The organism is Sedimenticola selenatireducens DSM 17993 (assembly GCF_000428045.1).
Classification (GTDB): domain Bacteria; phylum Pseudomonadota; class Gammaproteobacteria; order Chromatiales; family Chromatiaceae; genus Sedimenticola; species Sedimenticola selenatireducens.
This window is the reverse complement of the sequence record NZ_ATZE01000013.1, coordinates 37,818-51,507: the sequence shown is the minus strand read 5'-3', so window position 1 is coordinate 51,507 and position 13,690 is coordinate 37,818. Positions and strand designations below refer to the sequence as shown.

Annotated in this window: 16 protein-coding genes; all 16 read right to left on the bottom strand. The window is 66.6% G+C overall.

Features of this window, described 5'->3' with window-relative positions:
* Positions 1-53: 53 nt before the first annotated feature.
* On the bottom strand, positions 54-704 hold the full coding sequence (locus A3GO_RS0111945; RefSeq protein ID WP_003141029.1) for a hypothetical protein: 651 nt from the start codon (positions 702-704) through the stop codon (positions 54-56).
* A gap of 84 nt (positions 705-788) precedes the next feature.
* Positions 789-1,154: a hypothetical protein gene (locus A3GO_RS0111940; protein ID WP_029133595.1), complete on the bottom strand. Its 366-nt coding sequence runs from the start codon at positions 1,152-1,154 to the stop codon at positions 789-791.
* An 89-nt stretch (positions 1,155-1,243) separates the two neighbouring features.
* The gene (locus tag A3GO_RS0111935) at positions 1,244-1,855 is read right to left on the bottom strand and encodes a DUF3275 family protein (RefSeq protein WP_029133594.1); all 612 of its coding nucleotides are present in this window, start codon (positions 1,853-1,855) and stop codon (positions 1,244-1,246) included.
* 55 nt (positions 1,856-1,910) lie between these two features.
* Complete coding sequence (locus A3GO_RS0111930; RefSeq protein WP_029133593.1) at positions 1,911-2,462, bottom strand: STY4534 family ICE replication protein; 552 nt, start codon at positions 2,460-2,462, stop codon at positions 1,911-1,913.
* Between the two features lie 339 nt (positions 2,463-2,801).
* Positions 2,802-3,167 carry a DUF3085 domain-containing protein gene (locus A3GO_RS0111920; RefSeq protein ID WP_029133592.1) on the bottom strand — a complete coding sequence of 122 codons (366 nt, stop codon included), beginning with the start codon at positions 3,165-3,167 and terminating at the stop codon, positions 2,802-2,804.
* A 65-nt stretch (positions 3,168-3,232) separates the two neighbouring features.
* On the bottom strand, positions 3,233-4,030 hold the full coding sequence (locus A3GO_RS0111915; RefSeq protein ID WP_029133591.1) for a hypothetical protein: 798 nt from the start codon (positions 4,028-4,030) through the stop codon (positions 3,233-3,235).
* A gap of 290 nt (positions 4,031-4,320) precedes the next feature.
* Positions 4,321-5,037, bottom strand: a complete 717-nt coding sequence (locus A3GO_RS0111910) for a DUF5983 family protein (protein ID WP_029133590.1) — start codon at positions 5,035-5,037, stop codon at positions 4,321-4,323.
* 250 nt (positions 5,038-5,287) lie between these two features.
* The gene (locus A3GO_RS0111905; RefSeq protein ID WP_029133589.1) at positions 5,288-5,680 is read right to left on the bottom strand and encodes a hypothetical protein; all 393 of its coding nucleotides are present in this window, start codon (positions 5,678-5,680) and stop codon (positions 5,288-5,290) included.
* A gap of 25 nt (positions 5,681-5,705) precedes the next feature.
* Entirely contained in the window at positions 5,706-5,942 is a 237-nt protein-coding gene (locus A3GO_RS0111900) for a hypothetical protein (RefSeq protein WP_029133588.1), read from the bottom strand.
* Between the two features lie 779 nt (positions 5,943-6,721).
* A complete protein-coding gene (locus A3GO_RS0111895; protein ID WP_029133587.1) occupies positions 6,722-8,737 on the bottom strand; it encodes a DNA topoisomerase III in 2,016 nt (671 codons plus the stop codon).
* A 294-nt stretch (positions 8,738-9,031) separates the two neighbouring features.
* On the bottom strand, positions 9,032-9,415 hold the full coding sequence (locus tag A3GO_RS23725; RefSeq protein ID WP_037375257.1) for a single-stranded DNA-binding protein: 384 nt from the start codon (positions 9,413-9,415) through the stop codon (positions 9,032-9,034).
* Positions 9,412-9,960: a DUF3158 family protein gene (locus tag A3GO_RS0111885; RefSeq protein ID WP_029133586.1), complete on the bottom strand. Its 549-nt coding sequence runs from the start codon at positions 9,958-9,960 to the stop codon at positions 9,412-9,414. Before A3GO_RS0111885 ends, A3GO_RS23725 begins: the two co-directional genes overlap by 4 nt.
* Positions 9,957-10,745, bottom strand: coding sequence for a PFL_4669 family integrating conjugative element protein (locus tag A3GO_RS0111880; protein ID WP_029133585.1), 789 nt, complete (start codon positions 10,743-10,745; stop codon positions 9,957-9,959). The genes A3GO_RS0111885 and A3GO_RS0111880 overlap by 4 nt, the downstream gene beginning before the upstream one ends.
* A 188-nt stretch (positions 10,746-10,933) precedes the next feature.
* Complete coding sequence (locus A3GO_RS0111875; RefSeq protein ID WP_029133584.1) at positions 10,934-11,686, bottom strand: OST-HTH/LOTUS domain-containing protein; 753 nt, start codon at positions 11,684-11,686, stop codon at positions 10,934-10,936.
* A gap of 238 nt (positions 11,687-11,924) precedes the next feature.
* Positions 11,925-13,109 carry an STY4528 family pathogenicity island replication protein gene (locus tag A3GO_RS0111870; protein WP_029133583.1) on the bottom strand — a complete coding sequence of 395 codons (1,185 nt, stop codon included), beginning with the start codon at positions 13,107-13,109 and terminating at the stop codon, positions 11,925-11,927.
* 3 nt (positions 13,110-13,112) lie between these two features.
* Positions 13,113-13,673, bottom strand: a complete 561-nt coding sequence (locus A3GO_RS0111865) for a DUF2857 domain-containing protein (RefSeq protein ID WP_029133582.1) — start codon at positions 13,671-13,673, stop codon at positions 13,113-13,115.
* Positions 13,674-13,690: the final 17 nt, after the last annotated feature.

Sequence of the window (13,690 nt, the reverse complement as noted above, 5' to 3'; positions counted from 1 at the left end):
GTGATGGATGAGGGAAGGCGGGCACGCGCGGCGCGCATGCCCGTGGGGATGGCTCACGCCACACGCCGAAGCGGTGCGTTCGCGGCCAGTTCGTACTGCGTGGCGCCGAGGGTGCCGTTGCGGATCAGCTCGCCCAGCGCCTTCGTCAGCGCCGGGACATCGAGGGCCAGCCGATGGCCTTCCAGCGGCCCGAGGGCCAAGGGAAGACCGGTCAGCATCCGCCGTGTCTGCAACAGCTCCAGCACGGTGTCGCGCCAGTGGTCGAGCAGTGGCAGCGGGCAGGTGTCCTGTACCAGCGTCCACAGCCGGTCGAGCCGGTGAGCGGAGTCCCTGGGCAGAAGCGCCAGCGCGCTGGCGTTGGCCTTGTCTGGCTTCACGCAGCGACGATCGAACAGCCACACATTCGTCAGCGAACCGAACAGCGTTCGCCGATAGGCGCGGGTGATGCGCTTTTCCAGGTTCTCGACGTTGCCGACGAAGACCGGGATGGATGCGCCCTGCTCGGTGATGACGTGGAACTGATCCAGTCCCTGTTCATCCCGGCCGAGGGTCAGGCGAGCGAGGAACTCCTGAACGGCGGTGTCGCGCGCCCAGATCGAGAGAAAGACGAGATTGCCCTGCTCGTCACCGACGCAACCGTCGGCCATGAGGTCGGGGCATTCGTCGATGCGGTACAGCGGTTTCGCGGAAGAAGGTGCAGGCATGGTGATGTCCTCTTGGAAAAGAAGGAGCAACCACAGCCCGCGGGGCAGTGCTCGCCCCGGTTGGGTGAAGGAAGATGCGTGCCGCTAGGCAGCGCGCCCCGCGTGGAAGCGGTGAACCCGCTCGCGCCACTCGGGGCTTTGCACCGGCGCCATGTCGAGATAGCGCAGCGGGCACGAGTAGTAGTACGGATGCACGGACTCATCGAGGGACTTGTAGCCCCACTCAAAGCCCGCGCTTTCCAACAGATGGCAGCCGATGTAGCAGACGGACTCACCGGCCGCGAGGCCCATGACGCCCGCCTGCCTGGCGGTGACGCGAACCACGGTCCACAGAACGTCGCCGTCCAGTGTGTGGTCGATGACTTCGCAGCAAGCGCGTTCGGACGCCTGCGGAGCGAGCAGCTCGCGGATCAACTGATCGCGCGTCTGACGAACGAAGGTCCAGCCCATGAGGGTCTCCTTGAAGAAATGGCCGGAGCCCTCCCCGTCGGGGGAGGACCCCGGCGGGTGGCGGAATGCCGCGCGAGGCGGCGGATGGATCAGGCAGCTTTGAGGTGCCAGTCCTGGGACAACGGAGCGAACTCGTAGCCCAGCTTGTCGAGACGGTCGCGCTGCTGACGCAGCACACGACGATCCACGGTCGCGTCGAGCTTCACGGTCTCGCCCAGGGGCCACAAGGCACCGAACAGCGCCGCGTCGTCTGCCTCGGCCGAGGCCGCAGCGGACACGGGAGCCGGTTCGCTGCCGAACGGCGTGGTATCGACCAGGGGATCGCGCGGACTGCGCGGCTTCGCCTTCGGCTTGACCGGGGGCGTTGCCGGCACGGGCGTCTGCGCCTCCTCGTCGATCGGATCGACTTCCTGCGGACTCAGCCGGCGGGCTTCGTCGCGGCTCAGGGCGTCGATGTTGGACAGTGTCATCCCGCCCAGATGGGCGCGGATCTCGATGACCATGCGGCCGTTGGCGTTGTACGTGGAGGGGCGAATCTCGACGATGACGAAATCACCGTCGTACTTGCCCTCGCGGTACTGATCGAGTTCGGCGTTCTTCACGACGAACTCGCCGATGGAGGTCGCCAGGCGGCCGACGTTGAAGTCGCCGTTCCTGCCGTGGATGGTCTTGATGGCCAGTTGGCCGGGGATGGTGATCATGAAGGTCTCCTGCTGACGAAGAGAAGACAAGGCCCCGGGGATGGGGCCTTGCGGATCAGAACGACTCGGCAACGGCCAATGCGGGGGCATCGGCTGCGTCGTCGGCAGCATCGGCGACGGGCTTGGAAGGCTCCGGTGCCGAGGCTTGCTGCGCAGCGGGCGCGTCGGACGTCACAGGGACTTCCGGCTCCCGCTCGTCGGTCTCGGTCGGCTTGGGCTCTGCCTTGTAGACGAGCTTGCCGTCGACCTTGATCCAACTGACGAACAGCAGGCGGGCCTTGAGGCTCACACCCTGCTCGCCGGCACGCTTGCCCTTGGAGTAGGTGAAGGTGTCGGTCCACAGGTCGCCCAGGCGGAAGCCGATCATCACCTTCTTCTCGGCGTCGACCGCCTGAATGCAGCGGCGCACCAGGTGCTGCGCTTCCGATCCCGATACGCGCGTGTCGAAACGCACATACGAGACGTCATCGCTGGGACCGTTCAAGGCCGCGATGTCGCAGGCCAGGAACGCATCGCCTTTCTTGGGCTTCACTTCGCGGATGCGATTGAGGTACCCGAGGCCGGTGATGTGCAGATCGAAATAGGACTTTTCGGTGGAAGTGGTCATGGTGAATCTCCTGAAAGACAAAAAGGCGGAGACACACCCGACCCAGGCGGGGAAGGTGTGGAACCCCCGCGCGGGTTGATGGAACAGCTTGGTGGCATCGCCATCGAGAACCGATGGCCGTTCGCGCATGGATGCCGGTGCGAACTGGAGTGATCAACGCGGTCGGAACCGCATCGCAGCCTTGAAGATCGTGGCTGCCTGGGCATGTCGCTGACGGACGTCAGCGGAACATGGCCGGAAGCGTGGCGCCGGGACGGCGCGCAGGCGAGCGGCAATCGGCACTCGCGGCTGTCCGCATTGCCGGGAAGAAAGAGCCCCCGGAGCGGGGGCCAGGGATGGTCAGTTACCGCTGGGCGTGGGAGGAACCGCCTGCAGCGACAGGTGTGTCGCGGTGGCGGACACGTCGAGGTCGTCCTCGCTGCGCAGGATGCGCGCAAACACGCCCTCCTGCGGATCGAAGAACTCGCCGAAGTCGTCGCCACCGAACTCGGCACGCGCCAGTTCCCACCAGTCGTCGAAGGCATCGACATCCGGGTTGCAACCGGCGGCATAGGCGATGGTCTTCTGGCGACCATCGGGTCGGCGCTCGCCGCGCTCGGCCAGGAAGTACACGCCCTGATCCTTGACCAGGATGACGCGGCACTGATTCGCCACCGCTTCGGCGAGCACGGGCCGCAGCTGCGTGCCTTTGAATCGAACAGTCATGGGTGTGATCTCCCGGGGGCAGGAAGAGAGGCTTCCCGCCGCGAGGGCGGGAAGCTGCTGAGAGGTCAGTGCCGGACAGCCTTGCGACTCGACAGGCACTGCACGCGGATGCGTCTCCAGCTCCCGTCGTCAATCAGCCGTTCCAGCGTCTCGCCGAGGGTGTCGAAGAACACCTCATCGACCCGTTCGACCAGCTCGCCGTCGCGGCGCAGCTCCACCGCGTAGAGGTCGAGGCCACGCTCATACAGCACGGTGACGCGACCGTGGAACTTCGTCGTGGCGACGGTGAAGCCGATGGCCGGTGGCGTGCGGATGATGTCGGCGGGCAGCGGATCGACCCAGGTGATGTCCCGCGCACCGGCATCCACCAACAGGTGGGTGACGCGCCGGAAACCGTCGGGAGCGGGCAACTGCTCCAGTTGGTCGATCAGTTCCTGCAGCTCGGGGCAGCGCGGCTCGGGGATCGGCAGCTTCGCCGGTGCGGACCCGAGCACCAACCGCTTCACCGTGTAGGGCTGGCCGTCGGCGGTGAACTCGGTCTGCTCCTCGGGCGTGTCCGCCCGCTGACCGTCGAAGCGGCGTCTGACATAGGGTTCGACCTGCACCTTGGCGCCCTCGTCGGGCACTTCGGTCACGAGCGTGCGATCGAGCACCGCGAACTCGGCTCGTCCCGTCTTGACGACGATGGCCTCGTCGGTGGTGGCGATGACCTTGCCCTCGAAAGGCTTCGGGTCGATGTGAAAGCCCAGCGTCGAAACCTTGGGCTGGCCGTCGAAGATGTTGAATTTGAACGAACGGACGTTGGAAGGCACATGACCGACAACGAGCGTCGGCATCTGTGCGCGGATGGCTTGGGTATCCATGGGGAGACTCCTTGTGACAACCAAGGGACTCCCGCCCGCAAGGGAAGTCTGTCCCTTGAGGGTGAGGTGGATGGACGCGGGTGCGCCCGGAGAACGAAGCAACCAGCACGGCGAACCGCGCCGCAGTCTTGAAGGTCTCGACTGCCTGGGCATGCTGCCGGCAACGCCAGCGAACATGCGGCCAGCGTGCGGCACATGGCGGCGGCCGTCCGTTGGGAATCGGCAATGCGCCGGCACCGCGTTCCGCGAAAAAGAAGAGCCCCGACGTGGGGGCTCGAATGGGTTGCGGGTTACTCGTCGTCGTAGAGCGTCAGTCCGTCCAGCACGGGCGCGTCGGCATCGAACACCAACATGCGAACGTCGGCGAGCGCAGCCAGGTGCAACACTTCCACGAGGGACTCCGGCACGCCCTTGGCCCGGTGCTCCTGCCGCAGCTCTTCGGCGGTGATGCCCTCGACATGCGGCAGGTTCGCATCCGTCCAGGGCGTGGCGATCAGCTTCACGCCGACCGCCGGGCTGTAGGGAATGCGGAAGGCCACGAACAAGAAACCGCTCGGCGTGGCGATGTCCGCCAGTTCGGCGAGGAAGCGGCCGGCCTCCTCGGTGATGTGCGCCGAACTGATTTCCCAGGCACGGCTGTAGAAGCCGGTCTCGAAGCGCAGGCGGCGTACCACCTCGCGCGCGGCTTCCTCGGAGTAGGTATCGCCGACGTGCAGCGGTTGGCCGGCTTCTTCGGCCATGACGGCGTAGACGAGGTTTCGGGCGATGCCGTGGCTGGGGCACTGCGCGTCCAGCTCGGGCGGCACGTTCTGGCCCTCGGTGATCAGCGCGAAGTCGTCGCAGAAGACGCAGGCATGGCGCTCGACCTGGCTGTCCGGCAGGTGCGACTGCGAGACGTGCAGCGGCAGATAGCTCAGCGGGCAGCCGTCGTCGTAGGAAATCGCCAGCAGCCGCTGCACGGACAGGCCATCGTAGCCGCGGACGAAGGGGTTTTTGGAATGAGACATGGGATTCCTCCAGCAGAGGATGGCCGAGGCAATCCCCTGCCGGGGATTGAACCCCAGCGAGTGGATGAAGTGGCAGCCGGTCAGCCGGCCGCGGCGTCGGGCCGCCCTGGTGGCGGGCGGTGCAGGTCAGTGGAAGATGGTGATTCGGGACATGGCCGCTCCTGCGGAAGGAAGGAGGGACATGGCCCCGAACGGGGACGCATGTCCCTCGTGGGGTGGGATGAAAGGACGGTGGGTTGCCAGGCGCGGTTCACCAGCCGTTGTAGTGCAGCGTGAGGTCAGCGATGACCTGGCGCCGTTCCAGATCGAGGCCGCCGAAGTCGGACAGCCCCTCGAAGCCGCAACGCTTGAGCATCGCGCCGCCCTCGCGGGAGTTGTAGAAGCTCACCATCGCGGACAGGAACATGCGTTGACCGCTGCTCAGCACGCCCAGGGCGTCGTTGAGCATCAGCATGTTGGGCCGCAGGTCCCACTTGGTGGTGGCACGCTGCAGACCTTCGCGTGTGCCGTCGCCGAACCACTCGTGGCCGGCGATCTGCGCGCCGCGCTTCCAGGCCTCGAAGAAGGCCAGCGGTGCAGCGTCGAAGTGCGCCTGTTCCAGCGCCATCTGATCGAGCACGTCTTCGGGTAAAGACAGATTCATGAGAGAACTCCTTGAAGGGTGGGAATCAGGGGTGAGCGCGCTGTGTCCAGGCATGGGTATCCAGGGCGCGCTGTGCTGCGAGGTGGGTCGGGAAATACTCGACGGACTCCCGCGATACCGGGCCTTCGTCGTTTTGCGTGCCGATGTAGTGGCCGGCCGCGCTGCGCAGCACCTGTAGCGGCAAACGCTTGCCGGTCCAGGCCAGCGCCAGCGCACCACTGCGTACTGCGGCTGCAGAGGAAGATGCGGAAGGTTCAGACATGCCGTGCTCCTTGGTGGGTCGAGGAGCACGCATCCCGTAGAGGATGGAGTTCCCCTCGGGTGGTTGAGAAAAGTGCATCGTCGCCAGGCCGGCGAGCGTCCGCGGTGGGCGATGCGAAGCGGACTGGATCGGTCAACGCGGCGAACCGCGTTGCAGTCTTGAAGACCGGGACTGCCAGGGCATGCCGCTGACGACTGTCAGCAACGCATGGCGTGAGGATGGGCGCGAAGCATGGCTGTCGTCGCAGGGAAAACCGAATCGCGGACGGCCCGCTTTAGGGCAGGCCCGCGTCACGGGACAAGGCAAGGACCAGGGCGCCGAAGGCCACGCGGGCCTTCGGCTGGAGAGGAAGGAGAACCACCTGTGGGCTGCGTCAGCGCGGGCCGTCGTCAAAGCCGTTCGCTGCGTCAGCAATCGCACCCGGCCCGTTTCGTGGCTGGGGCCGGAAACCTCTGGCGTGCATCCACACACAAAGGGAGCCCGTTGTTCCGCCGGCGGGCACCGGCACGGAATACCCTCGGCCCAAGGGGCCTCCTCACGGCTCGCGCGGCGGCAAGGCGTCAGGAAGCCCCTCATGACCGAGGCAAGGCACACCGATCAAGGGAATGGCGGCGGGCGCGATTCGTGGAGCAATGACCTTCTCGCCCTGTCGCCCGATGGCGGGCAGACGGGGCGCGCACACCGTTGCAGAAGGAGACGCGCGCTTTGGAGTCCCGCGCGGTGCGGGACGTTTGCCTCGCCGCCAGTGAAGTGGCCGGCGCGGCAGGGGGAAGCGAGGATCAGGACGCCTTGGAGGCAGCGCGCCGCTTGCGCGGTGCGCTGCGCCGGCCCGTCGGGGACTCGATCGGCAACGTGCCCTTGCAGTCCGGGTAGCGCGAGCAGGACCAGAACGCGCCGCTCTTGCCCGTGCGCTGCTGCATCGGTGCGCCGCACTGCGGGCAGGCCGGCGCCGGCGGCAGCTTGAGCGAGAGCGTTGCGCCGCGATACTGCTGCACGAGCTGGCCGAGCCACACGGACTGCTTCTCGATGAAGGTGTCCAGCGCCATCTGGCCGGCCTCGATCATGTCGAGCGCCTGCTCCCACACCGCCGTGGTGCCGGGGTCGGCGATGGCCGAGGGCACCGCGTCGATAAGCGTGAATGCCGCGTCGGAAGCGCGGACGGCACGGCCTTTCTTGACCAGGTAGCCGCGACCGATCAGACCGTTGATGATGTTGGCGCGCGTGGCCTCGGTGCCGATGCCCGTGGTGTCCTTGAGCTTCTGCTTCAGGCGTGGGTCGGTCACGAACTTGGCGACGGTCTTCATAGCCTTGATCAGCTCGCCCTGCGTGTAGGGTTTGGGCGGCAGCGTCTTCAGCGCCTTGAGATCCACCTTTCCGACCGGGCAGGACAGGCCCGCATGCAGGGCGGGCAGCACCTGGCTGCGCTGCGCATCCTCGCCATCGGCATCGTCCGGCCCTGGCGTCGCCAGCACCTCACGCCAGCCGATGACGGCGATCTGCTTGCCCACGGCCGCCAGCGACTGACTGCCGCACGAGAACTGCGCCACCGTCCGGTCGAACTCATGGTGCGGGAGGAACTGCGCGAGGTAATGGGCGCGGATCAGCCGGTAGACGGCCAGCTCCTTCTCGTTCATGGCCGACAGGTTGGCGGGCTCCAGCGTCGGGATGATGCCGTGGTGAGCCGACACCTTGCCGTCGTTCCACGCACGCGAACGCTGTTGGCGATCCAGGCGCTCGATCAGCGGCCGCAGGCTGGGGTCGGTCTTGACCAGGCTGTCGAGTACGGTCGGCACCTCGGCCAGCATGCTCTCGGGCAGGTAGCCCGAATCGGAGCGCGGGTACGTTGTCGCCTTGTGCGTCTCGTACAGCGCCTGGGCAATGTCCAGCGTCTCCTGCACGTCGAGGCCCAACTGCTTGGAGCACACCTCCTGCAGCGTGCCCAGGTCGAACGGCAGCGGCGGTGCCTCGCGCACGCGCTCGGTGTCCACCGACACGACCTGCGCATCGCGTGCCGCGCGAATGCGATCCGCAGCCTGCTGCGCCACCGGCTGCTGAAGGCAGCGACCCGCTGCATCCGTGCTGCCTTCGGGCGGTATCCAGCTCGCGGTGAAGGATTGGCCGGCATGGGATAGCAGCACATCCACGGCCCAATACGGCATGGAGACGAATCGTGCGATCTCGCGATCACGGTCCACGACCAGCTTGAGCGTCGGCGTCTGCACGCGCCCGACCGACAGCACGCCGTTGTAGCCGGCCTGGCGGCCCAGCAGCGTGAACAGGCGGCTCAGGTTCATCCCGATCAGCCAGTCGGCACGCGATCGGGCGAGCGCGGAGAAGTACAGCGGCAGTGTCTCGGCGGACGGCTTGAGCGTGCCCAGGGCCTTGCGGATCGACGCATCGTTGAGCGCCGACAGCCACAGGCGCTGAATCGGCCCGCGGTAGCCGCACAGGTCGATGATCTCGCGGGCGATCATCTCGCCCTCGCGGTCGGCGTCGGTCGCAATCACCAGCTCGCCCGCCTTGGCGACGAGCTGCTGCACGACCTTGAATTGCGCTGCGGTCGCCGCCTTGGGCTCGACACGCCAACGCTCAGGAAGAATGGGCAGTTGCTCGATGGCCCAGCGCTTGTATTGCTCGCCGTAGCCTTCGGGTGGAACCGCCTCCACCAGATGACCGATGCACCAGGTCACGACGACACCGGCGCCGCTGTAGCAGCCGTTGCCGCGTTGACCGGCACCCAGCACACGGGCGATGTCCTTGCCCTGGGACGGCTTCTCGCACAGGAACACGCGCATGAAGCCTCCTTGGAAATGTGCGGTTCATCGGATGGGCGTCAGCTTGGCGGAGTCAGGAGATGCCGGCAGCAAGGAAGCCGATTGATGCAGACACCGCTTTGTGATCGGCAGGCGGTCCGTTGCCGCAGCGGTGCGCATAGACCGCAGGAGCTGGCACAGCAAGAGCGTCGTTTCGGGAGGGCGGCTGGAACTCCGTGGACGACCTTGGAGCTATCCCCTGGGGATAGCTCGCTGGTGCATCGCGGGCGTATGACGGTTGCTACAGCCGCCCTCGGGGGAACGGCGATGGGCGAATTACTGTCCGCCGGCGGGCTTGGCGCTGAGCGCCACCGACTCGATGCGGTACGGCAGGATGCCCACGCGCCGCGCCTCGACCTTGAACGTCACGCGCTCGTTCTCGTCGGCGTCCTCCCATTCGTCGCGCACGGTGCGGCCCTCGACCAGCACCCGCATGCCTTTCTGGTACAGCATCTTCCAGTGCTCGGCGTCGCGGTGCCACAGCTCCACGGGCGCCCAGAAGCCGCCGCGATCTTCGTACTCGCCGTCCTTCTTCGGGATCGGGTTGTCGAAATAGACGTTCAGGCGAAGCAACCGGCGCGGCTCGTCATTGCCGTTCGGAAATTCGCGGTAGTCCGGCGCAGAACCGATGTTGCCCTCGCCGACGAAGTGCGTGCTCATGGTGACTCCTTGGTGGTGGGTGGAACGGACGCGGTACGCCCGTGGACGCGCCGCAGGTAAGCCGCTTCGGCCTGCGCGGCCTTGTTGGCGCATTCCAGGGCTTGGCGAGCGATGCTGTGGGTCAGGCTGATCTGCATGTTCAGCACGATGCGCTGCAGTTCGATCGCGTACAGCTCGTCGATCAGCGAGGCCGGCGTCGCGGGGTTGGCCAGCAGGGCCTCCCACAACGCCACGCCCATGGAGGAACGGTCGAGGTTGCGCCAGCGCAGGAAGGTCGTCCCTGCGCCAGTGGCCTGCTGGGCCAGTTGCACGTCGAGCAGGCTGAAGGGGTAGGCGCGTGCCTGGGGCAGCACACGCCGCTGCGCCAGGCCAATCACGTCGTCGCGCAGCGCTGCGCACTGGCTGGCCCAGGTCTCCAGACTCCCCTTACCCTTAAAAGGCTGTAAAAGGCCTTTTAGGTAGCCTGCGTGTTCCAGCCGCTGGAAGTCCGCCTGTTCCAGCGTCACGAAGCGCGTGGAGTGACTGATGGGGGGCGATGCCGTCATGCGTCAGCACCCTCATTACCCGTCGCTGGATTGGCTGCGCCATCCGTGTGAGCCGGCGCATCGGGCTCAATGGCGGGCGCAGCAGGCGGCGTGCCGGGCTTGGTCGTCCGCCGCGCGATCGGTGGCGCGAAGCGCGAGCGGCGCGTGCCTTCCAGCACGTCTTGCGGCAGCTCGCCGAACTTCTCCAGCGCCGCTCGCGCCGCGGCGTTCTTCGCCGCGAAGTCGTCGCGCGTCGTGCCCGAGTAGCGGTACTGCTGGGCGAGCGAGAACAGGCTGCGCAGCGCGTGCGCGCCATCATTGAGCCAGCGCTCCAAGGTGCTGCGGTCGATCAGCGCCGTGTGGTGCGCCAGGATGAGTTTGCGCGCCAGGTCGTCGTAGTCAGCCAGCAGGTACACCGCCATGAAGCCGAGCTGTGCATTCACGAACAGAGGCAGCTTCACCGGCTGCACATTCATGTTCTCGCCCAGCGACAGCGCCGGTGGCACGTCGGCCAGGGCCTGGTCGACCTGTTCGCGCAGGGTCTGCAGGCGGGTCTTGGTCTCGGCGAGCTTGTCCTCGATCCGCAACATCCACCAATCCGAGTACGGGTCGTCCTGCTCGGCGCCGCGCTTCATCTTGTTCATGGCGCCGATGAAGCCGTTGAGACCGATGATGCCGGGGCGCCCCTCGGTCGGCGCGCGGCCGTGCCAGATGCGCGAAGCGTGGTGCGTGTGCAGCGTCAGCGACATCGCGCTGCGCAGCGATCCGAGATTCAGTTGCAGGGGTTCTGTGCGTTCGTTGGCCATTGGAGCGACTCGCGGTGAAGGGGCGAGTCGCCAGCATCGGCATCGGCCGGAAGGCTGTCAGTCAACAAACCGCAGCCCATGCGCGCCCGGTTTGTTCCGCACGGAAGGCTGTGTGTGCCGGCTATCCCCTGGGGATAGCTCGGCGGAGTTGTTCGCGGCTCGCGCGGAGGTGAGACCGCGTTGCGGGGCTATGCCTCGCGAGGTCTGTACCAGGCGGCCCGTTGCCCCTCCACCTCACGGTAGCGAAGCTCGAACAGGCGGCACTCGTGCACCACCTGCCGCCAACTGCTGCAGCCGTACTTGGCTGGAAGCTGCTCGGGATGCTGGTCCGCGATCCAGCGGCCAGCGGCGGCAATGGGTGTCCAGCCCTCGACGGCCAACTGCGCGGCGGCCTCGCGCAGCGCGCGAACGATGCCGGCGGCCGGCCAGTCCACCGTGCCGTCCGGCGCGATGCCATTGACCACCAGGTCGTGGAACACATCCGACTGGACGAACTCCGCTGCCAGGCGCCGCGCCTGATCCATGTGCTCGGCCCAGCCGCGCAGCTGCTCAAAGTGTTGATCGATGCGCGTGTAGGCGGAACCGAGTTCGTCCTGTGCAGCGCGACACCCGTCCACGGTCCATAGATCGTGCTGGTCGATGAAGTGGTGCACCAGGGTGTTGCGCAGCGATACCAGGTCTTTGAGGTCGGCCTGGGTTTTGGCGTAGTCCTGCGCAGATAGGCTCAGTTGCACGCGCGTGCGAAAGGAAATCACGTCGCCGGGAAGATCGTTGTCGCGTTCCTTGCCACTATTTCCATCGGTGACCACATACGAACCAAACAGTTGTCCGACCAACGTGCCCAGGGTCTTGGTCGCGGCATCTTCGATCCGCGCTGTGCGAATGGCCTCCAGCGAATGCGCCGGGCCTGAAATCTCGTGGTGCGCCACGATGGCTTTCATGAGGCGCTCGTATTGTTGAAGGCGCAACAGGCATCTGCCCAGCAAGCGCTGAACGTCTCGCTGCAGTGGTTGCAGTACGTTTGTGACGGGGGAAGTCGTCATGTCCATCATCGGCCGGGCTCGTGCGTGGCTGTCCTCGTCTGATTCACAGGCGACAGTTTCGCCTGTCGTTCGGCGGACGACAATTGAGCGCGGCGGAAAGGTGTCTGTTCCAGCTATCCCCTGGGGATAGTCAACATCAGCGATCACGCAAGGCTTCTCGGAGCTGTGCCAGGTAGGCACGTGCCACCTCGGGGTCAGCCGCACGGGATGCCGGTGGTGACGACGGCGGGGACGCTGGCGCCGCCGATGCACTTTCTCCGGCCCAGGCCTTGAACTCCCCGCGGATCGCCTTCTGAATGATGCCAAACATATAGCCGGCGGGATTGCGCACCGTGCTGCCGCCACAGCGCGCCGCCCACTCGTCGAGCACCGCCTGGCGCTGAGCTTCGTCCACCTGCTGCAGCGCCACCAGCGCGCCGGCCTGCTGCTCGTCCTTCAAGCGCAGGAAACGCTCGGGCAGTCGCAGGTTCTGCAAGGCCCTCGCGCGCGGTACTGTACGTACTTCATTTATACGATCATTACGTACTGTACGGTCCTCCTTCGGAATCCGAAGAGAGCCGTCCGGCGCGGGTTTCGGCCCTGCTTCGGATTCCGAAGACGGGCGCGCAGCATTCCGAAGCAGGGCTTCCTGGCCTTCTTCGGATTCGTGGTCGGCCCCCTCCTGTGGATAACCTGGCGTCGTCCAGCCATGCCGCGCCATGCGCTGCGCCAGCACTTGCAGGCGGGTCGGCAGCGTGCGCCCGCTGAGCAGCGGATCTTCGGCGATCTCCCGCAGCGTGTTCATGCCCACGACCTGCACCGCCTTCGCCGCGTGCGTGAGCGCCTGGCTCACCAGGCCCAGATAGTCGGGGTCGAGCTGCATCGCCTCGAAGGGCGACAGCGGTTCGTCGTGCAGCACATAGAGGTTCCCTTGGATGCGGCCGGTCTTGGGATCGCGCCGCCGCCGCACCAGGCTGAGCCAGCGCGTCAGCCGCAACAGCGTCAGGGCGCGCGCCACGGTCTCGTGCGAGGCTTGTGCCGCGCAGGGCATCGAGGCCAAGTAGGGGCGCAATTGGTCGTAGGTGGGAAAGGCGGTCACGCCGTCGTCGTTGAGCTGCAGGCGGAACACCTGCCAGGCGTTTCGCTCCAGCGGCGTCAGGCGCCGGTCGAGGAACAGCCTGCGCGGCACGCTCTCATGGCGGTTGCCGCTGTAGAGGAAACCGTCCTGGCTCGGCGCCGTGCCCTGCGCCGGTTCCGTCGGCTCAAGGTGCCGCAGCGCCTCGTCGAACAACGCCGACAGCGCAACCGGGCCATCGCGCCGTGGTGCGCCGCCTGTGGTCATGGCCTACACCAGCCCCTGGTCGATCCAGTTCCGTATCGCCGACCAGATCACCGACATCGGCAGGCTCAGCGCCTCGGCCAGGTCCATGGTCAGCGCCAGCATCGCCATGTCGTCGGTCAGGGCGACATGGCGCTCGGCAACGCCGGCCTTCCAGCGCTCCCACAAGGCCACGTCCTGCGCCTCGTCGAGCACCGGATGCCGGCCCTTGCGCTTGGGCAGCCCGAGGATGTCGCGGCGCAGCGCCACTTCCTGATGCGTGAGGCCGTAGAACTTGCTGACCATCTCCGTGCTCGCCCCCAGGCGCAGCATGCGGTCCACCGTGGCGATCTCCCGCTCCACGTCGTGCACCTGGCTCAGCAGCCGCTTCAACACCTCCCGGTTCACCGACACCGAACACCACGACACCGTGGCATTCACCAGCATGCTCACGAGTTCGGGGTGCTTCAGCGCATCCAGCTCCTCCTCGCCGAAGCCCATCGCCTTGCAGCGGCGCAACTGGCCGTTGCGCAGGTCATGCAGGGCCTGGGCGATCACGGCCTGGTTGAGCGGGTGCGGTGCCGGCATACGGGAGCCTCCTGCGC